This is a genomic window from Pseudomonas sp. NBRC 111138 (genome assembly GCF_001320835.1).
Taxonomy (GTDB): domain Bacteria; phylum Pseudomonadota; class Gammaproteobacteria; order Pseudomonadales; family Pseudomonadaceae; genus Aquipseudomonas; species Aquipseudomonas paracarnis.
The window spans coordinates 1-25,341 of sequence record NZ_BCBO01000002.1; the positions used below are offsets into that span (position 1 = coordinate 1).

At 60.4% G+C, this 25,341-nt stretch carries 19 protein-coding genes; 7 read left to right on the top strand and 12 right to left on the bottom strand.

Features of this window, described 5'->3' with window-relative positions:
- From APH41_RS00180 to APH41_RS00210, 7 genes are all read right to left on the bottom strand, one after another.
- A partial coding sequence (locus APH41_RS00180; protein ID WP_054916923.1) for a response regulator occupies positions 1–629 on the bottom strand: 629 nt, incomplete at its 3' end.
- Positions 630–793: 164 nt separating this feature from the next.
- Entirely contained in the window at positions 794–1,555 is a 762-nt protein-coding gene (gene phoU, locus APH41_RS00185; RefSeq protein ID WP_034129125.1) for a phosphate signaling complex protein PhoU, read from the bottom strand.
- Between the two features lie 70 nt (positions 1,556–1,625).
- A complete protein-coding gene (pstB, locus tag APH41_RS00190; RefSeq protein WP_003195626.1) occupies positions 1,626–2,459 on the bottom strand; it encodes a phosphate ABC transporter ATP-binding protein PstB in 834 nt (277 codons plus the stop codon).
- Positions 2,460–2,636: 177 nt separating this feature from the next.
- Positions 2,637–4,307, bottom strand: a complete 1,671-nt coding sequence (pstA, locus tag APH41_RS00195) for a phosphate ABC transporter permease PstA (protein ID WP_034129126.1) — start codon at positions 4,305–4,307, stop codon at positions 2,637–2,639.
- Positions 4,308–4,322: 15 nt separating this feature from the next.
- Positions 4,323–6,356, bottom strand: coding sequence for an ABC transporter permease subunit (locus APH41_RS00200; protein WP_169918798.1), 2,034 nt, complete (start codon positions 6,354–6,356; stop codon positions 4,323–4,325).
- A gap of 484 nt (positions 6,357–6,840) precedes the next feature.
- Positions 6,841–7,827, bottom strand: a complete 987-nt coding sequence (locus APH41_RS00205) for a phosphate ABC transporter substrate-binding protein PstS (RefSeq protein WP_003195633.1) — start codon at positions 7,825–7,827, stop codon at positions 6,841–6,843.
- A gap of 119 nt (positions 7,828–7,946) precedes the next feature.
- Positions 7,947–9,236, bottom strand: coding sequence for an MFS transporter (locus APH41_RS00210; protein WP_014720517.1), 1,290 nt, complete (start codon positions 9,234–9,236; stop codon positions 7,947–7,949).
- Between the two features lie 405 nt (positions 9,237–9,641).
- On the opposite strand from APH41_RS00210, the gene APH41_RS00215 reads away from it, so the two are divergent.
- Both APH41_RS00215 and APH41_RS00220 read left to right on the top strand, forming a co-directional pair.
- A complete protein-coding gene (locus tag APH41_RS00215; RefSeq protein ID WP_003176975.1) occupies positions 9,642–10,046 on the top strand; it encodes an acyl-CoA thioesterase in 405 nt (134 codons plus the stop codon).
- Between the two features lie 58 nt (positions 10,047–10,104).
- Positions 10,105–11,004: a D-hexose-6-phosphate mutarotase gene (locus tag APH41_RS00220; protein WP_054916924.1), complete on the top strand. Its 900-nt coding sequence runs from the start codon at positions 10,105–10,107 to the stop codon at positions 11,002–11,004.
- A gap of 114 nt (positions 11,005–11,118) precedes the next feature.
- Here APH41_RS00220 and APH41_RS00225 read toward each other — a convergent pair whose 3' ends face one another.
- The 5 genes from APH41_RS00225 to APH41_RS00245 all read right to left on the bottom strand — a co-directional run bounded on the left by APH41_RS00225 (position 11,119) and on the right by APH41_RS00245 (position 14,914).
- Entirely contained in the window at positions 11,119–11,655 is a 537-nt protein-coding gene (locus tag APH41_RS00225) for a DUF3299 domain-containing protein (protein ID WP_034129130.1), read from the bottom strand.
- Between the two features lie 77 nt (positions 11,656–11,732).
- Positions 11,733–11,978, bottom strand: coding sequence for a GlsB/YeaQ/YmgE family stress response membrane protein (locus APH41_RS00230; protein ID WP_005792540.1), 246 nt, complete (start codon positions 11,976–11,978; stop codon positions 11,733–11,735).
- 105 nt (positions 11,979–12,083) lie between these two features.
- The gene (locus APH41_RS00235) at positions 12,084–13,169 is read right to left on the bottom strand and encodes a 5-(carboxyamino)imidazole ribonucleotide synthase (protein ID WP_054916926.1); all 1,086 of its coding nucleotides are present in this window, start codon (positions 13,167–13,169) and stop codon (positions 12,084–12,086) included.
- 11 nt (positions 13,170–13,180) lie between these two features.
- Positions 13,181–13,672: a 5-(carboxyamino)imidazole ribonucleotide mutase gene (gene purE / locus APH41_RS00240; RefSeq protein ID WP_003195648.1), complete on the bottom strand. Its 492-nt coding sequence runs from the start codon at positions 13,670–13,672 to the stop codon at positions 13,181–13,183.
- Between the two features lie 333 nt (positions 13,673–14,005).
- Positions 14,006–14,914, bottom strand: a complete 909-nt coding sequence (locus APH41_RS00245; protein WP_019818139.1) for a LysR substrate-binding domain-containing protein — start codon at positions 14,912–14,914, stop codon at positions 14,006–14,008.
- A 181-nt stretch (positions 14,915–15,095) separates the two neighbouring features.
- Between APH41_RS00245 and aspA the strand changes: the two genes are divergently transcribed.
- The 5 genes from aspA to APH41_RS00270 all read left to right on the top strand — a co-directional run bounded on the left by aspA (position 15,096) and on the right by APH41_RS00270 (position 25,221).
- Positions 15,096–16,520, top strand: a complete 1,425-nt coding sequence (gene aspA, locus APH41_RS00250; RefSeq protein ID WP_003195657.1) for an aspartate ammonia-lyase — start codon at positions 15,096–15,098, stop codon at positions 16,518–16,520.
- Positions 16,521–16,912: 392 nt separating this feature from the next.
- On the top strand, positions 16,913–18,358 hold the full coding sequence (locus APH41_RS00255; protein WP_054916993.1) for a sodium:alanine symporter family protein: 1,446 nt from the start codon (positions 16,913–16,915) through the stop codon (positions 18,356–18,358).
- Between the two features lie 76 nt (positions 18,359–18,434).
- Positions 18,435–19,412 (top strand): asparaginase, encoded by a 978-nt coding sequence (locus tag APH41_RS00260; protein WP_054896065.1) that lies wholly within the window; start codon positions 18,435–18,437, stop codon positions 19,410–19,412.
- 115 nt (positions 19,413–19,527) lie between these two features.
- Entirely contained in the window at positions 19,528–24,165 is a 4,638-nt protein-coding gene (locus APH41_RS00265; RefSeq protein ID WP_054916928.1) for a hypothetical protein, read from the top strand.
- Between the two features lie 63 nt (positions 24,166–24,228).
- Positions 24,229–25,221: an AraC family transcriptional regulator gene (locus tag APH41_RS00270; protein WP_054896067.1), complete on the top strand. Its 993-nt coding sequence runs from the start codon at positions 24,229–24,231 to the stop codon at positions 25,219–25,221.
- Positions 25,222–25,341 lie beyond the last annotated feature (120 nt).

The following is a 25,341-nucleotide window of genomic DNA, read 5'->3' on the forward strand; positions in this document are numbered from 1 at the left end:
CTCAGGGCCTTGATCACGCATTGCTGGGTGCCGCTTGCGAGGCGCAACTGGCCCTGACCGCGACTGCCCGTCGGCGCCGCTGCTGCGGGGGCCTTGGCTGGCGGTGTATTGAGCAGACCTTTGCTGGGCGCCGCCACCGGGGCCGGCTTGACCGCTTCGGGTTTGCCGCCGGTCAGGGCGCTCAGGGAGTCGTTGCCAAAGGCTGAGTTCATCTTGGTCGGCGCGCTGGCAATCAGCGCATCGAGGCGACCGATCTTGTGCAGGGCCTGCTTGACCTTGTTCAGCAACTGCTCGTTGGTGAACGGCTTGCTGACGTAGCCGGAAACCCCCGCCTGAATAGCCTGCACCACGTTTTCCTTGTCGCCACGGCTGGTCACCATCACGAACGGCATGGCCTTCAGGTGCGCTTGCTCGCGGCACCAGGTCAACAGCTCAATGCCGGACATTTCCGGCATTTCCCAGTCACACAGCACCAGGTCGAAGGTTTCGCGCATGAGGATGGATTGCGCCTTTTTGCCGTTCACCGCATCTTCGATCTTGATCCCGGGGAAGTAATTACGCAGGCACTTCTTCACCAGGTCGCGAATAAACGAGGCGTCATCCACCACCAACACACTGACTTTACTCATCGACCCTTCATCCTATAAAAACGTCTGCAAAACGCCTGACTGATGGCATTTTGCCAAAACTCGCGGGTCACAGAAGGACTTTATGGCGCCTGCTGTGCAAAAAATTCAGATGCCGCAAACAAAAACGCCCGGCCAGAGGCCGGGCGTTAATTTCTCGGGCAACCTTACTTATCGTCAGATTCGCCCGGAACATTAGGGATTAGATCAGCAGTGCCTTCAACTTCGGCCTTCATGCGCTTTAGGCCCATGTGCCGGACGTCGGTGCCGCGCACCAGATAAATCACCAATTCCGAGATATTGCGCGCGTGGTCGCCGATACGCTCCAGGGAGCGCAGCACCCAGATAATGTTCAAGACCCGCGAGATCGAACGCGGGTCTTCCATCATGTAGGTGGCCAACTCGCGCAGCGCGGTCTTGTATTCGCGGTCGATGATCTTGTCGTACTGAGCCACCGACAACGCCAGTTCGGCGTCAAAGCGGGCGAAAGCGTCGAGGGCATCGCGCACCATGTTGCGCACCTGATCGCCGATATGGCGCACTTCCACGTAGCCACGGGGCGCCTCACCCTCTTCGCACAGCTGGATGGCGCGGCGGGCAATCTTGGTGGCTTCATCGCCAATGCGCTCCAGGTCGATCACCGACTTGGAAATGCTGATGATCAAACGCAGGTCCGAGGCCGCTGGCTGGCGGCGGGCAAGAATGCGCAGGCACTCTTCGTCGATATTGCGTTCCATCTGGTTGATCTGCTCGTCAATCTCACGCACCTGCTGAGCCAGGCCCGAGTCGGCCTCGATCAGCGCGGTGACCGCATCATTGACTTGCTTCTCCACCAGCCCGCCCATCGCCAGGAGGTGGCTGCGCACTTCCTCAAGCTCGGCATTGAACTGCGCGGAGATGTGGTGGGTAAGGCCTTCTTTGCTAATCATGTTGGCGTCCTTGGAGCGTCCGGTAAGGTGCGGAGAACCGCAGCGTCAGTGCAATCAGAACCACAGCTTCCTAGCCGTAGCGACCGGTGATGTAGTCTTCGGTCTGCTTCTTCGCCGGATTGGTGAACAGGGTGTCGGTATCGCCGAACTCCACCAGCTTGCCCATGTACATGAACGCGGTGTAGTCGGAAACCCGCGCCGCCTGTTGCATGTTGTGGGTCACGATGACGATGGTGAACTTGGACTTGAGCTCGTAGATCAGTTCTTCGACTTTCAGCGTCGAGATCGGGTCGAGTGCCGAGCACGGTTCGTCGAGCAGCAGCACTTCCGGCTCCACGGCGATGGTGCGCGCGATCACCAGACGTTGCTGCTGGCCGCCGGACAGGCCGAGTGCCGATTCGTGCAGGCGGTCCTTGACCTCGTCCCACAGCGCCGCGCCTTTAAGGGCCCACTCAACGGCTTCGTCGAGGATGCGCTTCTTGTTGATGCCCTGGATGCGCAGGCCGTAGACCACGTTTTCGTAGATGGTCTTGGGGAACGGGTTAGGCTTCTGGAACACCATGCCCACGCGGCGACGCAGTTCGGCCACGTCTTCGCCCTTGCGGTAGATATTGGTGCCGTAGAGGTTGATTGCACCTTCTACACGGCAACCGTCCACCAGGTCATTCATGCGGTTGAAGGTACGCAACAACGTGGACTTGCCACAGCCCGACGGGCCGATGAAGGCGGTCACGCGTTGCTTGGGGATGTTCATGCTGACATCGAACAGCGCCTGCTTGTCGCCGTAGTACAGGCTCAGGCCGGGGACTTCGATGGCCACGGTTTCCTGGGCCAGGCTCAGGCTCTGCTTGTCGCGACCCAGGGCAGACATGTTGATGCCGTGGGATTGGGTTTCGTGTTGCATGGGATGCTCCCTGTGCTACCAATTCATTTCGTTGAACCGCCGGGGCGGCTTACTCAAATTCTGTGCCTGACACCGAGCCCTGTGGGAGCTGGCTTGCCTGCGATACGGGCGGCGCGGTATTGCAGTAAAACCGCGGAGATGCTATCGCAGGCAAGCCAGCTCCCACATTGGATCGCATTAGCTGTCCAGCGCTTTGTATTTTTCGCGCAGGTGGTTACGAATCCACACTGCCGACAGGTTGAGCGTGGCGATCACCAGTACCAGCAGCAAGGCGGTGGCGTACACCAACGGCCGTGCGGCTTCGACGTTGGGGCTCTGGAAGCCGACGTCATAAATATGAAAGCCCAGGTGCATGATCTTCTGGTCCAGGTGCAGGTACGGGTAGTTGCCATCCAGCGGCAGCGACGGCGCCAGCTTCACTACACCCACCAGCATCAGCGGTGCCACCTCACCCGCGGCACGGGCCACGGCGAGGATCATGCCGGTCATCATCGCCGGGCTGGCCATTGGCAGCACGATCTTCCACAACGTTTCCGCCTTGGTCGCGCCGAGCGCCAGGGAGCCTTCACGCACGGTGCGAGGAATCCGCGCCAGGCCTTCTTCGGTGGCCACGATCACCACAGGCACCGCCAGCAGCGCCAGGGTCAGCGAAGCCCAGAGCAACCCCGGCGTACCGAAGGTCGGCGCAGGCAGCGCTTCAGCGAAGAACAAACGGTCTACCGAGCCCCCCAGTACATACACGAAGAAGCCCAGGCCGAACACGCCGTAGACGATGGCCGGTACGCCGGCCAGGTTGTTCACGGCGATGCGGATGATGCGCGTCAAGGTGTTCTGCTTGGCGTATTCACGCAGGTACACCGCGGCCAGTACGCCAAACGGGGTCACGATCATTGCCATGATCAGGGTCATCATCACGGTGCCGAAGATGGCCGGGAAGATCCCGCCTTCGGTGTTGGCTTCCCGTGGGTCATCGCTGAGGAATTCCCAGACCTTGCTGAAGTAGAAGCCGATTTTGGTCATCGTGCCCATGGCGTTCGGCTGGTAGGCGTGCACCACTTTGCCGATGCCGATTTCCACTTCCTTGCCGTTGCCGTCACGCGCCGTCAGGGCGTCGCGGTTGAACTGGGCATGCAGGTCGGCCAGGCGCGCTTCGATGTCCTGGTAGCGGGCGTTCAGCTCGGCGCGGTCGGCGTCCATGTCGGCCTGGGCGGCAGCGTCGAGCTTGCCTTCCAGTTCCAGTTTGCGACCGTGCAGGCGGATGCGCTCCAGCCCGGCGTTGATCGCGCCAATGTCGGTTTTTTCCAGGCTCTTGAGCTGAGCGGCCAGCTTGTTCACGCGGTCCACGCGGGCTTGCAGCTCCGGCCACGCGGCCTCGCCTTCGGCAATCACCTTGCCGTCCTGCTTGACGTTGACCAGGGTGCCGTAGAAGTTGCCCCACTCACGACGCTCGATGGCCATCAGGTTCGCAGGCTTGGTCTGGTCCTTCAGCCACTCACCGACAATCCAGGTGAAGTCGTTACCGTTCAGGTCGCGGTTGCCGACCTTGATCAGCTCACGGGTCATGAATTCCGGGCCTTGGTCCGGCACCGGCAGGCCCGCGCTTTTCAGGCGCTCGCGCGGCACTTCTTCTTTCTGGACCACTTCGCCGATGACGATGTGGTTGGCCTGGCCTGGCACGTTGTAGTTCGCCTGGATCAGGTCGGCCGGCCAGAAATGGCCCAGGCCCCGCACCGCAATCACAGCCAGCAAACCAATGGTCATGATGACCGCGATGGACACCGCGCCACCGCTGATCCAGACGCCGGGGGCGCCGCTCTTGAACCATCCATTCAGGGAGTTCTGTTTCACAGACTTCTACCTTTCTTAAAGCGACGAGTATTTCTTGCGCAGACGCTGACGAATCAGCTCGGCGAGGGTGTTCATGATGAAGGTGAACAACAGCAGCACCAGCGCCGAGAGGAACAGCACGCGGTAATGACTGCCGCCCACTTCCGACTCGGGCATCTCCACCGCAACGTTGGCCGCCAGGGTGCGCAGGCCCTCGAACAGGTTCATCTCCATCACCGGGGTGTTACCGGTAGCCATCAGTACGATCATGGTCTCGCCCACGGCGCGACCCATGCCGATCATCAGCGCCGAGAAGATGCCTGGGCTGGCGGTGAGGATGACCACGCGGGTCATGGTCTGCCACGGCGTGGCGCCCAGGGCCAGGGAGCCCAGAGTCAGGCCGCGTGGCACGCTGAACACGGCGTCTTCGGCGATGGAGTAGATGTTCGGGATCACCGCAAAACCCATGGCCAGGCCGACCACCAGCGCGTTGCGCTGGTCGTAGGTAATGCCCAGATCGTGGGAGATCCACATGCGCATGTCACCGCCGAAGAACCAGGTTTCCAGGTACGGGCTCATGTACAGCGAGAGCCAGCCCACCAACAGGATCACCGGAATCAGGATCGCGCTTTCCCAACCATCGGGAACGCGCAGGCGGATCGACTCAGGCAAGCGGCTGAAGACAAAGCCGGCGACCAGGATGCCAATCGGCAACAGCATCAACAGGCTGAAAATGCCCGGCAGGTGCCCTTCCACATACGGCGCCAGGAACAGGCCGGCGAAGAATCCGAGGATCACCGTCGGCATGGCTTCCATCAGCTCGATCACCGGCTTGACCTTGCGGCGCAGGCTCGGCGCCATGAAGTAAGCGGTGTAGATCGCTGCAGCAACCGCCAGTGGCGCCGCCAGCAACATGGCGTAGAACGCGGCCTTCAAGGTACCGAAGGTCAGCGGGGCCAGGCTCATCTTGGGTTCGAAGTCAGTGTTGGCGGCCGTGGATTGCCAGACGTATTTAGGCTCGTCGTAGTTCTCGTACCAGACCTTGCTCCACAACGCGCTCCACGACACTTCCGGGTGCGGGTTGTCGAGCAACAACGGTTGCAGCTTGCCACCCGCCTCGACAATCACACGGTTGGCCCGTGGCGACATGCCGAACAGACCCTGGCCGTCGACCACCGGGTCCACCAGCAAGGTGCGGTGGGCAGTGCTGTGGAACACGCCGAACTGGCCAGCAGCATCCAGGGCGGTGAAGCCTTTGCGGCGCTCTTCAGCGCTGATTTCGACGATGGGCGCGGTGCCCATCTGGAAGGTGCGGATCTGCTTCAGGCGCTGTTCGCCATCGGGGTCGCGGGCCATGAACCACTGGGCCAGGCCGCCTTTGGAGTTACCCAGGATCAGCGAGATACCGCCGACCAACTGGGTGCTGGCGGTGATTTCCGTGTCGGCGTCTTCCAACAGTTTGTAGCGACCGTTGAGGCTCTTGTCGCGCAGGCTGAACACGTCGGCCAGGGCACGACCGTTGATCACATACAACCACTGCTGGCGTGGGTCGATGAAGATCGCCTTCACCGGCTCGGTCATCTGCGGCAGCTCGACGCGCTTCTGCTCGCTGGTGACCTCACCGGTCATCATGTTTTCTTCACGGCTCAGGGTCAGCACGTTCAAGTGCGAACCGGCGGAACCTGCCACCACCAGGGAGGTATCGGTGGCGTTGAGCGCAACGTGTTCCAAGGGACGACCGGTGTCATCCAGCACGATCGGCGTTTCGCCGTAGGGGTACTCGATCGCTGGGGTGATGGTTTTCTTGCCGTCCGGGTACGACACCTTATAGGTGTGGCGAAACACCAAAGACTGGCCATTGGACAAGCCGAGAATCACCAGCGGGCTGCCCGGCTGATCTTCACCAATGGAAGCAACGCTGGTACCGGCCGGAATCGGCAGGTCGACACGCTTGAGCTCGGCACCGGTGTCCACGGCAAAGAACAGCGCCTGGCCCTTGTCGGAAACCCGCATGGCGACCTGGTTCTGTTCTTCGAGGGAGATCATCAACGGCTTGCCGGCGTCCTGCATCCAAGCGGGCGTCAACGCGTCTTCCTTGGTCAACGAGGCGCCCTGGAACAATGGCGCAACCACATAGGCGAGGAAGAAGAAGATCAGGGTAATGGCGGCCAGCACGGCGAGGCCGCCGACCAGCACATACCAACGGGTGAAGCGATCCTTGAGCGCGCGGATGCGGCGCTTGCGTTGCAGCTCAGGCGTATTGAAATCAATGCGCTTGGGAGGGGAAGTCGTCGTCATGGTGGAATTGGCCAGATCATTCATGCGCACACCCTAGCGATCCTGTATGACAGAAAGATGACAGTGCAGTGACGCAACAAATCCGCCGCGAAGCAGGGCTGGCAGCGGATAAAAAATTAGGGATGCAGACTGCTTATGTGGGAGCGGGCTTGCCCGCGATGGCATCAACACGATTTCAACGCTAAACCGCGTCGCCAGCATCGCGGGCAAGCCCGCTCCCACAGAAAAGCATGCGTCTACATCAGGTATCGCAGGCTTAGTTGCCTTCTTTCAGACCCAGGTCAGCCAGGGCCTTGGCGGCGACTTTGGCTGGCAGCGGGATGTAGCCGTCTTTGACCACCACTTCCTGGCCCTGCTTGGACAGCACCAGTTTCACGAACTCAGCTTCCAGCGGCGCCAGTGGCTTGTTCGGGGCTTTGTTGACATACACGTAGAGGAAACGCGACAGCGGATACTTGCCGTTCAGGGCGTTTTCTTCGGAGTCTTCGATGTAGTCAGTGCTGCCTTTCTTGGCCAATGGCACGGTCTTCACGCTGGCGGTCTTGTAGCCGATGCCCGAGTAACCGATGCCGTTCAGCGAGGAGCTGATCGACTGCACGACCGAAGCCGAGCCCGGTTGTTCGTTCACGTTTGGCTTGTAGTCGCCTTTGCACAGGGCTTCTTCCTTGAAGTAGCCGTAGGTGCCAGATACCGAGTTACGCCCGAACAGTTGCACTGGCTTGTTGGCCAGGTCGCCGGTCACGCCCAGGTCACCCCAGGTTTTCACATCGGCTTTGGCGCCGCACAGACGCGTCGAGGAGAAGATCGCATCGACCTGTTCCATCGTCAGGTGCTGGATCGGGTTGTCCTTGTGCACAAATACCGCCAGGGCATCCACCGCAACCGGGATTGCCGTTGGCTTGTAGCCGTACTTCTGCTCGAAGGCAGCCAGTTCGGTGTCCTTCATCTTGCGGCTCATCGGGCCCAGGTTGGAGGTGCCTTCAGTCAACGCAGGTGGCGCAGTGGCAGAGCCGGCAGCTTGAATCTGGATGTTGACGTTCGGGTATTCCTTTTTGTAACCCTCGGCCCACAGGGTCATCAGGTTAGCCAGGGTATCGGAACCGACGCTGGACAGGTTGCCCGACACACCAGTGGTCTTGACGTAAGCCGGGATTGCCGGATCAACACCAGCGGCCACCGCGTTGGCGGTCGCAACGCCAGCAGCGACAAAAGTCATTGCCGCCATCAAACGTTTCAGTTTCATGCCTTGCTCCTAGCAGATAGGGATAATTGGATCGGGGCCAAGTATCGGCAGGCCGTGTGAACACTCTATGTCTGAAATATGACAATTAGATGAAAGGCCACTATCTGAATGTGCAGGCTTCAGCGGCCGCGTTTCCACAGATACCCGCCCACCAGCATCCCCATCACGCACAGCACGGCTACGTAATAAGCCGGCCCCATCGGGCTCTCCTTCATCAGCAGCGACACCGCCAATGGCGTCAACCCGCCGAACACGGCATAAGCAACGTTGTAGGAGAACGACAGACCGCTGAAGCGCACCACCGGCGGGAAGGCTTTGACCATCACGTAGGGCACCACGCCGATGGTGCCGACAAACAAGCCGGTCAGGGCATACAACGGGAACAGCCAGTCCGGGTGGGCCATCAGGCTGTGATACAGCGTCCAGGAAGTCGCCAGCAGCAGTGCGCAACCTGTGACCAGCACGCGACCGGCACCAAAACGGTCGGCCAGCGCACCTGCGGCGATGCAACCCAGGCTCAGGGTCACGATCGCCAGACTATTGGCTTGCAGCGCAACCGTAGGGCTGAAGTGATAGATGGTTTGCAGCACGGTCGGGGTCATAAGGATGACTACCACCACGCCGGCCGACAATAGCCAGGTCAGCAGCATCGACAGCACAATGGCGCCACGGTGATCGCGCAACACGGCGCGCAACGGCAGTTCAGCGGCCAGGCTCTTGCGTTGCTGCATCTCGGCGAAGATCGGGGTTTCATGCAGCCAACGACGCAGGTACACCGACAGCAGGCCGAATACGCCGCCGAGCAGGAAAGGAATCCGCCAGGCGTAATCAGAGACCTGTTCCGGTGTATAGGCGCTATTGATGGCGGTAGCCACCAACGAGCCCAGCAGAATACCGGCGGTGAGGCCGCTGGTCAGGGTGCCGCAGGCGTAGCCGATGTGGCGCGGCGGGACGTGCTCGGAGACGAACACCCAGGCGCCCGGTACTTCGCCGCCGATCGCCGCGCCCTGGATGATGCGCATCAGCAGCAACAGGACCGGCGCCCACAGGCCGATCTGCGCGTAGGTGGGCAGCAGACCCATGATCAGGGTGGGTACGGCCATCATGAAGATGCTCAGGGTGAACATCTTCTTGCGCCCCAGCAGGTCACCGAAGTGCGCCATGATGATGCCGCCCAAGGGGCGCGCCAGGTAGCCGGCGGCGAAGATGCCGAAGGTCTGCATCATGCGCAGCCATTCGGGCATGTCGACAGGGAAGAACAGTTTCCCGACCACGGTGGCGAAAAACACAAAGATGATGAAGTCGTAGAACTCCAGCGCTCCACCCAGGGCAGACAGCGACAGGGTTTTGTAGTCGTTGCGGGTCAGCGGGCGCGAGGGTTGCGCACTGCTTGCGGGCACGGAGGACATGGCAAGGCTTCTCTTATAGTAATCATCGTAAAGGACTGCACGCCCGTGACTTGCGGCGGGTTTGGCAAGATAGCAAATCGCCCGAAAAAGCACAGCGCCAGGAGCACAGTTGCGCGCAAAAGCCCCGATACAGCGTCTATTTACCGACCAAATGAGCGTCGGGAGGTCGTCGTGGCGCCAGGGTCTCGATATACTCGCCGGTGCAAGCGCCAGACCCGCTGTCTTGAGGGGCTGCTGTGCCAAAACGTTGTTGGGTGCCGTCCAGCCGGTTTGGCAGAGTTTCCCTTTAGTTCGCCTTACGAGAAACGCATCGAGCGGTGTATGTTGGTGCTGAAACGTTTTTCTGAGAAGACGGCTATCCACTTGAATACCCATGAAGCGTCACGGGTCAGAGGCACCCTCGGCATGATCGAACTCGAACAAGAAGATCCTATCCCGCAAGGCGATCTCGCCCTGCAAATCACCGCGCTCCCGCGTGAAACCAACGGTTTTGGCGATATCTTCGGCGGCTGGCTGGTCGCGCAGATGGACCTCGCCGGCACGGCAATGGCCAGCAAGGTCGCCGGTGGGCGCGTGGCCACCGTGGCCATTGATCGCATGGCGTTTCTGGTGCCGGTGGCCGTGGGTGCGCAGCTTTCCTTCTATACCCAGGCCCTGGAAATCGGCCGCAGTTCGATCCAGATGATGGTCGAAGTGTGGAGCGACGATCCGTTGTCCAGCGAATGGCGCAAGGTGACCGAAGCCGTATTCGTGTTCGTCGCCATCGATGGCAGCGGCCGCACGCGCTCGGTACCGTCACGGGCGCGTTAAACCTCGCCGGGTTTTAACGGTCAATTGCCCCATTGCCTGCCACTAAGAGAGCTTTGTCATGCCTACGCCCCACGTTGAGACGGTAAAAATCGACGAGCTGGACTGCTGGCGCATCCGCCACAACGGCGCCGAGCTGATGGTGGCCCAACAGGGTGCGCATATCTTCAGTTACCAGCGCGAGGGCGAACAGCCGCTGATCTGGCCGAACCCTGAGGCAGTGTTCAAGCAGGGCAAAGGCATTCGTACCGGCGTACCGGTGTGCTGGCCGTGGTTCGGGGTGTTCGACCGCAACCCGCAAAGCGTCAAAGCCATGCGCCAGAGTGATCAGCCTGCCGGCGCCCACGGTTTTGTGCGCACCGCCCGCTGGGAACTGGCCACCACCGAACTCGACGGCCAGACGCTGCGAGTGGACTTGGTATTGCCGGTGCCGGCTGGCGGCTTTCCAGGCTGGCCCCATCAGGTAGACCTGACGCTGAGCCTGCTGTTGGATGACCAACTGCACATCCGCCTGACCAGCCACAACCGCGGCGCCGACACCGTGACCCTCAGCCAGGCATTGCACACCTACTTCGCCGTGAGCGATGTGCGCAAAGTGCAGGTCGAGGGGCTGGATGGCGTGGCCTACATCGATACCGCCGACGGGTGGACCGAGAAACAGCAAGCCGGGCTGCTGAACTTCAGCGCCGAAACAGACCGCATTTACCTGAATACGCCGGCCCAGTTGAACATCGTCGATAGCGATTGGCAGCGCCGTATCCAGCTCACCAGCGAAGGCTCGAAATCCACCGTGGTCTGGAACCCCTGGACCGAACGCGCCAAGGCTTTCGACGATATGGCCGATGACGGCTGGCAGGGTATGTTGTGCATCGAGACGGCCAACGTGCTGGACGATGTTGTGAACCTGGCGCCCGGCGAAAGCCACACTCTAGGCGTGAGCATCACGGCACTGGCCTTGTAAACCCAATCAAATGTGGGAGCTGGCTTGCCTGCGATGCAGGCAACTGGGTGTATCAGGAACACCGAGGCGTTGCTATCGCAGGCAAGCCAGCTCCCACAGATTATGCTCTGAGCTTTAGAGATCAGACTCCTTCACCACCCGCACCTTCCCCGCCTCCAGCGCATACGCGGCATCTGCCAAGTCGTTATTGACCGTCTCCACCTTCAGCGTGCCCGTGACCCACAGCGGCGTGTAGATATCATCCAGCTTCAACCCCTTGGGATAGCGCACCAGCACGAGTTGATTAGGCGGCGGTGGCGGCACGTGTATGCAGGCGCCCGGGTAAGGCACCAGGAAGAACAACGTACTACGGCCCTTGGCGTCCGTTTCAAGCGGCACCGGATAGCCGCCAATGCGGATATTCTTGCCGTTCATGGCCGCTACGGTCTTGGTGGAATACATCACCGCAGGCAGGCCCTTGCTCTGCTTCAAGCCACCCTTTTCGGTGAACGTGCCTTGAGCTTCGGGGGAGTTGTGGTCGATCTCGGGCATGGCTTCGAGAGCTTTCTGATCCGACAGCGGCATCAGGTCGAGCCAGTCGGTTTCCGGCAGTTCGCCAGCGTGCGCCAGGCCAGAGCCCAGCAGAAGAAGCGTTAACAGAAGACGGCGCATGGAGAGGCTCGGCAAATACAAGTGCCGAGCATTCTAGCCCTCTGCGCCTGCGCAGCGCAGAGGACTTTGTCGGCTGATTACTTCTTTTTGATCAGGCCGTAGATCACCAGCAACACGATGGCACCCACCAGCGCGCCGATGAAACCTGCGCCCTGGCCTGCCTGGTAGATCCCCAGGGCCTGACCGCCGTAGGTCGCGGCCAGGGAACCGGCGATACCCAGCAGGATGGTCATGATCCAGCCCATGCTGTCGTCGCCAGGCTTGAGGAAGCGCGCCAGCAGGCCGACGATCAAGCCGATAAAAATGGTTCCGATGATACCCATGGCATTTCCCTCTGATTGGTATGAGTCATGCCAAAGCCTAGTCAGCCTTTGGCATCCTGCAATCAGAGAGACGCAGAACCCCAATGGTTCCCGCCGTGGTCAGGCTTATTGTTCGGCGATCAGCGCTTCAACCTTGAGGATCTGCGCCTGCAGCGTCGCACGATCCTTGCAACGCAGGTTGGCGTGGCCGACTTTGCGTCCGGCCTTGAACGCCTTGCCGTAGTGATGCACGTGGCAATCGTCGATCGCCATCACGCGCTCTACCGGCGGTACGACACCGATAAAGTTGAGCATGGCGCTCTCGCCGACCTTGGCCGTGGAGCCCAACGGCAAGCCCGCCACCGCCCGCAGGTGGTTTTCGAACTGGCTGCACTCGGCGCCTTCGGTGGTCCAGTGCCCGGAGTTGTGCACACGCGGGGCGATTTCGTTGGCCTTGAGGCCGCCGTCGACTTCAAAGAACTCGAACGCCATTACACCAACGTAATCCAGCTGCTTGAGCACACGGCTGGAATAGTCTTCGGCCAGGGCCTGCAACGGGTGGTCCGTACTGGCTACCGACACTTTCAGGATGCCGTTGACGTGGGTGTTGTGCACCAACGGGTAAAAGCGGGTTTCGCCATCACGGGCACGTACGGCAATCAGCGAGACTTCGCCGGTGAACGGCACGAAGCCTTCCAGCAGGCAGGCAACGCTGCCCAGCTCGGCAAAAGTGCCGACCACATCGGCCGCGGTGCGCAGGACTTTCTGGCCCTTGCCGTCGTAGCCCAGGGTGCGGGTTTTCAACACCGCCGGCAGGCCGATGCTGGCGACCGCCGCGTCCAGGTCCGCCTGGGACTGGATATCGGCGAAGGCCGGGGTCGGAATGCCCAGGTCCTTGAACATGCTCTTTTCGAACCAGCGGTCGCGAGCGATGCGCAAGGCTTCGGCGCTCGGGTACACCGGCACGAACTGCGACAGGAAGGCCACGGTTTCGGCCGGGACGCTTTCGAATTCGAAGGTCACAAGGTCAACTTCATCGGCCAGTTGGCGCAGGTGGTCCGGGTCGCTGTAGTCAGCGCGCAGGTGTTCACCCAGGGCCGCAGCGCAGGCGTCCGGCGCCGGGTCCAGGAAAGCGAAGTTCATACCCAGCGGCGTACCCGCCAAAGCCAGCATGCGGCCCAGTTGGCCGCCACCGATTACACCGATTTTCATCGTCAACAACCTCAGGCGATGCGTGGGTCTGGATTGTCCAGCACGCTGTCTGTCTGCTCAGCACGGAATTTTTTCAGCACCGCATGAAACTGCGGGTGCTTGGCGCCCAGGATGCTGGCGGACAGCAAGGCTGCGTTGATCGCACCGGCCTTGCCGATCGCCAGGGTTGCCACCGGAATGCCAGCCGGCATCTGCACAATCGACAACAGCGAATCCACGCCCGAGAGCATCGACGACTGCACCGGCACGCCAAGCACGGGCAGGTGAGTCTTGGCCGCACACATGCCAGGCAAGTGCGCCGCGCCGCCGGCACCGGCGATGATCACCTCGATGCCACGGGATTCTGCTTCATCGGCATACTGGAACAGCAAATCCGGGGTGCGGTGGGCGGAGACCACCTTCACTTCGTACGGAATGCCGAGTTTTTCCAGCATATCGGCGGTGTGGCTAAGGGTGGACCAATCGGACTTGGAGCCCATGATCACGCCAACCAATGCACTCATCGTCGTGCCTCTTCTCTCTGGGCGCCCGCAGGCGCGTCAAAAAACAACAAGCCACGCGGGAAATCCAGCGTGGCTTGGTGTACGAATTAAGGCCGGTTTGGACCGGCCGAAGGCCGCGCAGTATACCGTAATAATCCAGATAAACAGCCCCTGGGATGACCATCTGTCTAGCGGCGCAAAGTGGCGGTTTTATTGACTTAAGAGTCAGCGAATACACCACGAAATCCTGTGGGAGCTGGCTTGCCTGCGATAGCAGTGGATCAGAGCCAAATAGGTTGGCTGACACACCGCTATCGCAGGCAAGCCAGCTCCCACATGTGTTCTGCGCTGGGCTCAAGCGCTTTGCGCTGCCCCACCTTCCAGCTTCCTCCACAACAACCGCACATTCGCCTTGCGCACCAACGCGCAGCGATACAAGCGAATCTCCAGCGGCACATGCCATTGCGGCCCGCCGCACACCACCAGTTCGCCACGTGCCAACTCTGCACGTACGCTCAACTGCGGCACCCAGGCGATCCCCAAGCCTTCGAGCGCCATGCTCTTGAGGCTGTCGGCCATGGCGGTTTCATAGATGGTAGTAAAGCGCAGAGCCCTCTGGCGCAGCAGCAAATTCACCGAGCGGCCAAGGAACGCGCCGGCGCTGTAGGCCAGCAGCGGCACGCTGCCCTCGCCCTCCAGGTCGAACAGCGGCTTGCCCTCGGCATCGGCGGCGCACACCGGGAGCATTTCGGTGTTGCCCAGATGCAGCGACGGGAAAATCTCGGCGTCCATTTGCATCGCCGCGTCCGGGTCGTAGAACGCCAGCATCAGGTCGCAACCGCCTTCGCGCAGGGCGTGCACGGCGTCGCCGACGTTGGTGGCCACCAGCCGCGTGGCGATATTCAAGCCCTCGTTGCGCAACTGCGCGATCCACCGCGGGAAGAACCCCAAGGCCAGGGAGTGCGCGGCCGCCACTTGCATGACTTCGCCCTGCCCGCCTTCCAGGTGATGCAAATGGCGCAGTACTTCACCGAGCTGTTCGACCACGGTGCGCGCCGTCACCAGAAACAACTGCCCGGCCGCTGTCAGTTCCACCGGCGTGCGCGAACGGTTGACCAACGTCAGCCCCAACGCGGCTTCCAGGCTGCGGATACGCCGACTGAACGCCGGCTGGGTGACAAAGCGCCGCTCAGCCGCCTGGGAAAAACTACGCGTCGCCGCCAGGGCGCTGAAGTCTTCCAACCACTTGCTCTCAAGGTTCATCACTGCCTCCCACGGAATGCACCATTTTGGCACACACGCCCGCCAAGATAACCGGGTCACATCCACATTATGCCGTTTGTGCATAGGCCAGTGTTTAACAGCATTGGCCCAAAAAGTTCTACAAGCCTAGCATTCGCAGCGTTCCGGCCAGTTCCGGGTCCATATTGAGATGATTTCCGTCATGTCCTCTGCTGCATCATTCCGTACCGAAAAAGACCTGCTTGGCGTACTCGAAGTACCGGCTCAAGCGTATTACGGCATCCAGACCCTGCGAGCGGTGAATAACTTCCGCCTCTCGGGCGTTCCGATTTCGCATTACCCGAAATTGGTGGTCGGTCTGGCAATGGTCAAGCAAGCGGCCGCTGACGCCAACCGCGAGTTGGGCCAGCTCAGCGAAGCCAAGCACGCTGCCATCAGCGAAGCCTGTGCTCGTCTGATCCGCGGCGATTTCCACGAAGAGTTCGTGGTGGACATGATTCAAGGCGGCGCCGGCACTTCAACCAACATGAATGCCAACGAAGTCATCGCCAACATCGCGCTGGAGGCCATGGGTCACCAGAAGGGCGAATACCAGTACCTGCACCCCAACAACGACGTGAACATGGCGCAGTCGACCAACGACGCCTACCCGACCGCGATCCGCCTGGGTCTGCTGTTGGGCCATGACGCGCTGCTGGCCAGCCTCGACAGCCTGATCCAGGCGTTCGCCGCCAAAGGCGCCGAGTTCAGCCATGTGCTGAAAATGGGCCGCACCCAGTTACAAGACGCCGTGCCGATGACCCTCGGCCAGGAATTCCGCGCTTTCGCCACTACCCTGGGCGAAGACCTGGCGCGCCTGAAGACCCTGGCACCGGAGCTGCTCACCGAAGTGAACCTGGGCGGCACCGCCATCGGCACCGGCATCAACGCCGACCCACGTTACCAGGCCCTGGCCGTACAACGCCTGGCCACCATCAGCGGCCAGCCGCTGGTACCGGCGGCCGACTTGATCGAAGCCACCTCCGACATGGGCGCCTTTGTACTGTTCTCCGGCATGCTCAAGCGTACCGCCGTGAAGCTGTCCAAGATCTGCAACGACTTGCGCCTGCTGTCCAGCGGCCCACGCACCGGCATCAACGAGATCAACCTGCCGGCACGCCAGCCAGGCAGCTCGATCATGCCCGGCAAGGTCAACCCGGTGATTCCGGAAGCGGTTAACCAGGTGGCATTCCAGGTGATCGGTAACGACCTGGCCCTGACCATGGCAGCCGAAGGCGGACAATTGCAGTTGAACGTGATGGAGCCGCTGATCGCCTTCAAGATCTTCGACTCGATCCGCCTGCTGCAACGCGCCATGGACATGCTGCGCGAGCACTGCATCGTCGGCATCACCGCCAACGAAGCACGCTGCCGCGAACTGGTGGAGCATTCCATCGGCCTGGTCACCGCGCTGAACCCGTACATCGGCTATGAAAACGCCACCCGCATTGCGCGTATCGCTCTTGAAAGCGGGCGCGGCGTGCTGGAACTGGTGCGTGAAGAAGGCTTGCTCGACGACGCCATGCTCGACGACATCCTGCGCCCGGAAAACATGATCGCTCCACGCTTGGTCCCGCTGAAGGCCTAAGCGTTTGTTGCACCGCTCACCAGGTTGAGGGACTAGACACCTCTCACCTTTTGAGGGCTTGAAGGCTCGTTCTTCAGGCCCTTTTTTTTGCCTTGAGGTTGCTCCATGACGCCCATAAAAAATCTAATATCGCACCGCAAACCTTCCTCCCCTTCCGCGACCGCGCTGAAACCTTTAATCGCCCCGTGCAGACGGATCACGCTCGCCTAGGTATAGTGCCGCCCCTCTTCGCGTCTGCGGCTGTCGGTAACGAGGCCCGGGAACCACGCGAAAGCGCATGAATAACAACACCCGCAAAAGGATGGGGATCGAGCGTCGTGCACTGCCTGGTGCCGAGCGATGCGTCGGACCGTCCTGCGTTTGCCATCAGAAAAATCAGCGAGGAACACTCCATGCTCGAAGTCATCAACGACTTCCTCTCAGGGAAAGTACTGATCGTGCTCATAGTCGGGCTCGGCGGTTATTTCACGATCCGCTCGCGTTTCGTTCAATTGCGTCACTTTTTCCACATGTTCTCGGTGTTTAAAGACAGCCTCAAGAGCAGCGCCGGCCAACTCAGCTCGTTCCAGGCGCTGATGCTCAGCCTGGCCGGCCGCGTGGGTGCCGGTAATATCGCCGGTGTCGGCATTGCCGTGACGTTGGGTGGCCCGGGTGCCGTGTTCTGGATGTGGGTCACCGCGCTGGTGGGCATGTCTTCGAGCTTTATCGAGTGCTCCCTCGGCCAGTTGTACAAGCGCACCGACGCTGAAGGCACCTACCGTGGCGGCCCGGCGTATTACATCCAGCACGGCCTGCACAAGCGCTGGCTGGGGATGGTCATGGCGTTCCTGCTGCTGGTGACCTTCGGCTTTGCCTTCAACGGCCTGCAAGCACACGCTGTCACCCACTCGCTGAACAACGCCTTCGGGCTCGACACCACCTACACCGGCCTCGCGCTGGCGGTGTTGCTGGGCCTGGTGTTCATCGGCGGGATCAAGCGTATCGCCTCGATCGCCGACCTGCTGGTGCCGGTCAAGACCCTGGTCTACATCGCCGTGACCCTGTACGTGATCGTGCTGCAATTCGACCACGTACCGGCCATGCTCGCGACCATCGTCAAGAGCGCGTTCGGCCTCGACCAAGCCTTCGGTGGCCTGGTGGGCAGCGCGATCATCATGGGTGTAAAGCGCGGCGTGTTCGCCAACGAAGCAGGCTTGGGCAGTGCGCCTAACGTGGCGGCAGTGGCGTCGGTAGAACACCCTATCGCCCAAGGCGTGGTGCAAGCGTTCAGCGTGTTCCTCGACACCTTCGTGATCTGCACCTGTACTGCGTTGCTGATCCTGCTGTCGGGTTTCTACACCCCAGGCTTTGAAGGCGACGGCATTGCCCTGACCCAGAACTCCCTGGCGGCGGTAGTCGGTGACTGGGGCCGCATGTTCATCTCGGTGGCCCTGGCGTTGTTCGTGTTCACCTCGATCATGTACAACTACTACCTGGGCGAGAGCAACCTGCGCTTCCTGGTCGGCAACAACCGCAAGGTGCTGATGGGTTATCGCGCTTTGGTGCTGGTGCTGATTTTCTGGGGCTCCATCGAGAACCTGAGCACGGTGTTTGCCTTCGCCGACATCACCATGACCATGCTCGCGTTCGTCAACCTGTTCGCCCTGGCGTTCCTGTTCAAGATTGCCATGCGCATCCTCAACGACTACGACAACCAGCGCGCGGCGGGTATCAAGACCCCGGTGTTCGATTCCAGCCAGTTCCCCGACCTGGACCTGGACCGCAAGGCCTGGCCGGCCAACCCGGTGAAAACCGAAGCGGCCCCGGCAGTTGAACTGAGCGCTCAAGCGCAACGTTAATCACGGCTAGATGACACGCCGCCCGGCCTTGGGCATGCTCTGGGCCCGGCGGCGTTTTTCGTTCAGGAGATTTTCGATGCAATCAGCTAATAACGTGATGGTGCTCTATACCGGCGGCACCATTGGCATGCAGGCCAGCGCCAATGGCCTGGCACCCGCGTCTGGTTTTGAAGTACGCATGCGTGAACAGTTCGCCGACGCAGACCTGCCCGCGTGGCGCTTCCGGGAAATGTCACCACTGATCGACAGCGCCAACATGAACCCCGCTTACTGGCAGCGCCTGCGCAGCGCCGTGGTCGAGGCGGTAGACGCCGGCTGCGATGCCGTGCTGATCCTGCACGGCACCGACACCCTGGCCTACAGCGCGGCGGCCATGAGCTTCCAACTGCTGGGCCTGCCGGCACCGGTGGTGTTCACCGGTTCGATGCTGCCCGCCGGTGTGCCCGACAGCGATGCCTGGGAAAACGTCAGCGGTGCGTTGACAGCCTTGGCCGAAGGGTTGGAGCCGGGTGTGCACCTGTACTTCCACGGCGCGCTGATGGCACCGACCCGCTGCGCGAAGATTCGCAGTTTTGGGCGCAATCCGTTTGCGGCCTTGCAACGCAAGGATGACTTCGCCCGTGCCGAAACCCTGCCGGCAGCGCTGGATTACCGTCAGCCCAAAGCCTTGGCGAACGTCGGCGTACTGCCGCTGATACCCGGTTTCGACGCTGCACAGCTAGACGCAATCATCAGCAGCGGCATTCAGGGCTTGGTGCTGGAGTGCTTCGGCAGCGGCACCGGGCCGAGCGATAACCCGCAGTTCCTCGCCAGCTTGCAGCGTGCGCAGGATCAAGGTGTGGTGGTGGTCGCCATCACTCAATGCCATGAAGGCGGTGTAGAGCTGGATGTCTACGAAGCCGGCAGCCGCTTGCGAGGCGCCGGCGTGTTGTCCGGCGCAGGCATGACCCGCGAAGCCGCGTTCGGCAAGTTGCACGCCCTGCTCGGTGCCGGCCTTGCCGTCGAGGAAGTGCGGCGCCTGGTAGAGTTGGACCTGCATACCAACCCAACTTGAACGCCCAAGACAGCCCTACATAAGCACTGCTATTCCCTGCTTGCTGATACCTAACATGGAAAACCCGAGCCTGCTCTCGGCTTTTTCCATTGATCGGCAAGACAGGGATGCCCGCATGACAACCTCCAACTCCACACCCTCGCAGCAAACGCCTCCAGACACTGAAACACACAAACTGGCCACTCAACTGTCCGTCGGACCTTCGTTTCGTGAAGCAGCTCGCGAACTGCTGCGCCAGTCTTTACTGGAGAAATACCCAGACCTGGACATCGACCCGGCCATGACACTGATGGGCACTCCTACCTGGGAGCTCATCGATGACCAGATCGTGCCAGGGCCAACACGCTATGAAACCTTGAGCAGCATCCTGGCCCGGCAGGCCATCCTCAAGGTGCCGACGCTGTGCGTCGAGGGCAATCACTTCCTGACCCTGAAGCCGTTGACCACCCCCCCGCTTCATTTACCCGTGCGTATTGTCGAAATCGCCAATCTGATCAATACCCTGGCGCCGGTGGTCTACCGGGCCTTTCAGGAACAGTTGGTAACGTTCTGGAACCAGAGCAACGGCAACGGTCCTCGCTGGCAAACACTCACCCAGAGCCTGCGCGGGGCCTGGAATGTGCAACACGTCGATGCCTGGACCGACGAAGACTGCACGATGGCCCGAACGCTGTTTCATGCACCCACCCGCTCCGCTCGCCAAGACAATAACCCTTACGGCAGCCGCGCTTATCTGATTGATGCCGACCTGGTAAAAGGTACCAAGACGCAGCACACCGACCAAGTATTCATGACCGTGCTCGAGGGCAAATCCGAAGACAAAACCCTGATCCTCTGTTACTCACCCTTCAAGGGATACGAGAAATACGACACCTACCAACAGCTAGGCGATTCGTTGAAGGATCACCTGGAGCAACCGGAGGCTTTTGATCGCCTGGAGTGGCGCCTTTATGAACCTGACGGCGATTTTTTCGAGCACGCTGCCTGCAAGCTGATCGCCCTGCAACTTGAGACTGTGGAAAACCTCAAAACCGGGGATTACAAACAGCCCAGCGCGAAACACCCGCCCCTGCAAACACTCCCGATGCCTGCCGAAAAAGCCATCGCCAAAGGGCCGGGCCCAGGCTGGTATCAAACCCAACTGCCGGACTGGCTGACCGATGCCTCTGCCAGCGATCAGTCGCTTTATTCACGCCACCTCAAGGACTTGGCCTCGCTCAATAGCCTGAATGCCGGCAAGACCTACGATGACGGTATTCCCAGCATTCATCAGTTCGCCTTGGACCAGTTGAAAATCGAGCTGCTCAAGGACCACCCGACGCTGCATTACCTGAAGCTCGACAAGCTGAAAATCCAGGTCAAGAGCCTGGTGGTATGGGGCCTTTTCACCGTGCCCGGGCAGTTCGAAACCACCACGTTCAGCCTTGCCGAACTGGCCCTGCAAAACCTGATTGCACTGCCCACCGGTAATAAAACGTTGCTGAGCGACATCCGCCAATCCATACCGGATCGGATAACCGTGGCTTACCTCGAAACACTGATCAGCCGCTGTAATATCGGTGTCACGTACCCTGCATTGATCCGCAGCAAACTGCTGGATGACCCGGCCGAGGCGTCACGTCGCAAAAAACTGTACCGCGATCACCTGCGAGTCCAATTGCCGATGCTGGCCTTACAGCACAAGATTCGCCGCATGGGCGGGATTGACGAGCGCGGCTACCGCTACGTTGTGGCTGTGATGCAGCCTGAAAGCGGCGACCATTACGTCGACGGCAAAACCATCATGGTGCGACGCCTGAGCTTCAACCCCAAGCGCCGGCTCATCAACGGCAACGATGACGTCACCAATATGTACATCATCGGCCCAGAAAATGCTCAAGACGGCCCTTGCCTGCTATACCGCCCGTTGTTTGAACCCGCGTTGCTGCAATACCCATCACCGGCAAACTTGCTGTATGCCATCAGCCAGTCGCGCACGTTGCGCGATTCGGTGATTAGCTGGCTACCGGACGCGGTGCGTAACCACTACGCCAATTATGTCTTTACCAGTCATTGGCCGTCGCCGTGGGTCATCGCCGACTTTCTGGTAAACCCCATCGAGCTATGGACCTATAGCGGTCCCGTGAGTCTTGGTGAGGAGAGCCTCAACGGGGATATGTTCAAGACGCTGTTCGAGAGCAACGCCAAAGCGCTGATTGAACTGGCGGACCGCCAATCGGTATCGAATGCCGAAAGCCGCTGGGACACGCTGAAGCAGGCCGGTTGGGTGCTCTTCAATGCCGCACTGCCCTTTATGGGGCGCGTCGCAAGCACTAGCGCGTGGATCTGGCAAATCGTCGAACAGCTGGAAACTTTTGCCCAGGCCCATGAGGAGGGCGACAAGCCTGCACAATGGTCTGCGCTGACCGATGTGCTGCTTAACCTGGGTATGGCGATCACCTTACACAGCGCACAGCGCAGCAGACCTAAGTTCGAGCCGGCCAGGATCGAGCCCACCAAAGTCAAGACGACCGAGCTTGCGCCTGAAACGCCGGGCCCCTCCAGCACGATAAGCTTCACCGTCGAGCAACTGCCTGAGCGAACCTCGCTGGCCCCGCCTCCCGATCACGAGATCGCACTGAACACGAGCGGCGCAATCAACCGCACGCCAGCGCTGGAAACCTCGATGCTTGAAAGCTTTAAAACAGAAAAGCCCGCTGACCTCGGCGCCGTCATAGACCAGCCGGCTGCTGACCGCTACCTGTATCAGTCAGGAGAGCAGCACTACGCTCCCGTCGGCGAAAACTGGTTCATGGTGAAAGTGGACGACGATAAAAACATTGTTGTCATTGACCCCAACCAGGCCAACCGCATCGGCCCCATACTGATTCACAACGCTCAGGGCGAATGGTCCGTCGACCACCGGGTGCGCCTGCGCAAACCCAGTACCGATCGGTTGAAAAATACCGCCAAGGACCTTGCGATCACCGAAGCCGACGCATCGCGCAGTAAATTGAAAGCGTTTGAAAGCGCGAAGAAAACCCAGCAGCGCCTACTGCAAGAAACCCGCAAAGCAATGGACGAGGCCCCCAGTACCAGTGCCCAAGCCAAACGCCAGGCCTACCTGGACACGCTCGATGGCCAATCGGAAGACTACGAACAAGCACGGCAACACCTGATGACCATCGCCGTCTTCACCTCGGAGCCTGAATTCCAAGTAAAAGCCATTGGCTATCTACAGGCCCAACTGGCGCTCAATGAAGCAGGGGTAAACGAAGAACTCGTCCCCTTTACTTCAAAACTTTCGCCCGTTCTGGAACAGCTCCCAATCCATGCACCGCCACCTCATACCAGCGATATCGCGGACTACCAACAGATCGTCGAGATGAGCGACAGCATGATCAAGCGCCTGGATTACGCTCAGTCACGCTTCACCGAACTACGCAAATTCGGCCCGGCCGGATTCGACGTGATCAGGGAGAGCAAGCGCAAACTGCCCCGCTATATGAGCGACGATCTCAGGGCCCTGCAGGTGACGTTGGCGCGTCACTTGTGCCTGACCCCTGAATCCCTCGCAACCGAACCCCATGCCTGGGAGATGCTCAACAACACGCTCGACAGTGCCGACGTCGCGGTACAGACCCTGCGTGACACCCTGGATGAGCGAAGCGAATATCGCCTGGACGAGCGTATCGATGCCTTGAGCAATCTAGTGGAGCAGTTCAAGTTCATCGATGAGCGCTTGAAGGACTTTTCTCAAGAGTTCTCCGAACAGATCCAGGCCCAACCCCTGGAGCGCCTGAGTCGATCGCTGCAAGGGTTCGCCAACCGCGCCAAGGCGGCACTTGTCCCTCTGCACGAAGAACAGAAACTGACGCGAATCAGGCCCACCCCTCCCCCTGCGCTACCCAGGCCGCTGAAAAAATTTATCCAGACACGCTACAACGGCGTGTTGATTGGCGAACCCCGCTTGGACCCCATAGGGACCGTATCAAGGTTCGTTGATATCAAGACCCCGATAACCGGCCAGGTCCTGGCCACCTTTCATGAGAAGACTCCGGGTATGTGGGTCGAACACATCGAAACGCCCCCGGCACAGGCCACATCCGCAACGCTCACGCTCCACGACGCCACCACCGCGGGCGAGAAACTACTTGCCCAATTGCCGAAGTTTCAAGAACGCGCCAGCCAACAAGCCAACGATACCTCGCGCACGGCCATCGGCATCGAGTACATGTTTCACCAGCACGCCTGGTTGCTCGAGCGCAGCGAGCAAGATATTGACGAGGCATTGATCAAAGCCAAAGTCACGGCACAAACCAAGCAATCCAGCGCAGACCTGCGCAAACGACTCAAGGCTGCCACAAAAGCACTTTACGCACGAGCCACTGAAACCGTGGCAAAGCTGATCAAGCAACAGCCACCCACCATTGCCCATGTCGACTGGCTCATTAACCACCGCGAAATTGCGATCAAAAAGGTCACGACCCGGCAGCCTCTCAAGGGCGCCACTTGGAGCTATCAAGATGAGTATGCCGTCATTGATCTGTCTACCAGCAAACCCCTCTGGTATGCACATTTCCAATACTCGAGCGCCCACGCTTCACTTAACAGATTTCTCCATGCACGGTTGAAAACACCAGCAGAACAACAGCTCAAAGAGGTGGCTGACACGATCACCGACTTAAACGCAGAGGAACAACTCAACTACTACCGCAGCTCCATCAACCTGACGCAAGCCCAGCGCTTGTTTTTCCCGCCAGAGGTCTATTGACCTCCCCCTCGCGCAACGGCACATAACTTGCTCCAGCCTGGCAAACCCAGGCTGGAATCGATCATGCTGCATTCACACCTGACCACCCTCAATGCGGTCTCGCTGATACTGGAGACGTTCAAGCCTGACGGCATACCCAGCCAAACCCTGCTGGCCGGCAGTGGCATCAGCAGCGCCGACCTGGGCCGCGCCGATACGCGTATTACCACTCATCAGGAAATGCGCGTATGCGCCAACGCCGTGGCGTTGCGCCGGGGTATCGGCTTGGAACTGGGCCGGCGCATGCATGTGTCATCCTACGGCATGCTCGGTTATGCACTGCTCACCAGTGCCACCTTCGGTGACGCTTTGCGCCTGGCCCTGCGCTACCCGGCGCTGTTGGGAACACTTTTTGAACTGAGCCTGGAGGAGGACGGCCAGCGTGTCTGGTTCAGCGCCAGTGACTATCGCGAAGACCCAGCCCTGCACGCCTTCAATGTCGAGTTCTGCCTGCTCTCGCTGAAAGTCATCGGCGACGATCTGCTCGGCCAACCACTGCCATTACTCGGCGCGCGCTTTGAATACCCAGCGCCCGACTATCGAGCACGCTACGCCGAACGCTTCGACTGCCCGCTGCAATTTGGCGCCGCCAGCAATGCCTTTGCGTTCGACCGTGACTGGCTCGATCAACCCCTGCCGCTGGCCGACGCCGTCACCCACTGCGCCATGGTGGAACGCTGCCGGCGGCAGAATGCCGAGTTCACCGGTCGCCAGGCCTGGCTGGGGCGTGTGCGCCTGTTACTGGCCGCGCAACTGAATGCCGCTCCGGGCCTGGAGGGACTGGCAGGGCAGATGAACTGTTCAGCACGTACCCTGCGCCGGCATTTGCATGATTTGGGCTGCAGCTATCAGGAGTTGCTCGACGAACTACGCTTCGAACGCGCCAAACAGTTGCTGGGGGAGGATGAACTGCCGATCTACCGGATCGCCGAGCAACTGGGCTTCAGCGAGACCGCGAGCTTCAGGCATGCGTTCGTGCGCTGGAGCGGTGTGGCACCGAGTCAGTTCAGGCCTTAGCAAGGGGCGAATAGCGGACAGACACATTGGCCATATCGATCCCCTTTTGGCCGCTCCTGCCGTTCTCCAAAACCCGGCGTCTGGCAACACTGCAAGGCATACCCCAGAGCCTTCGGAGAA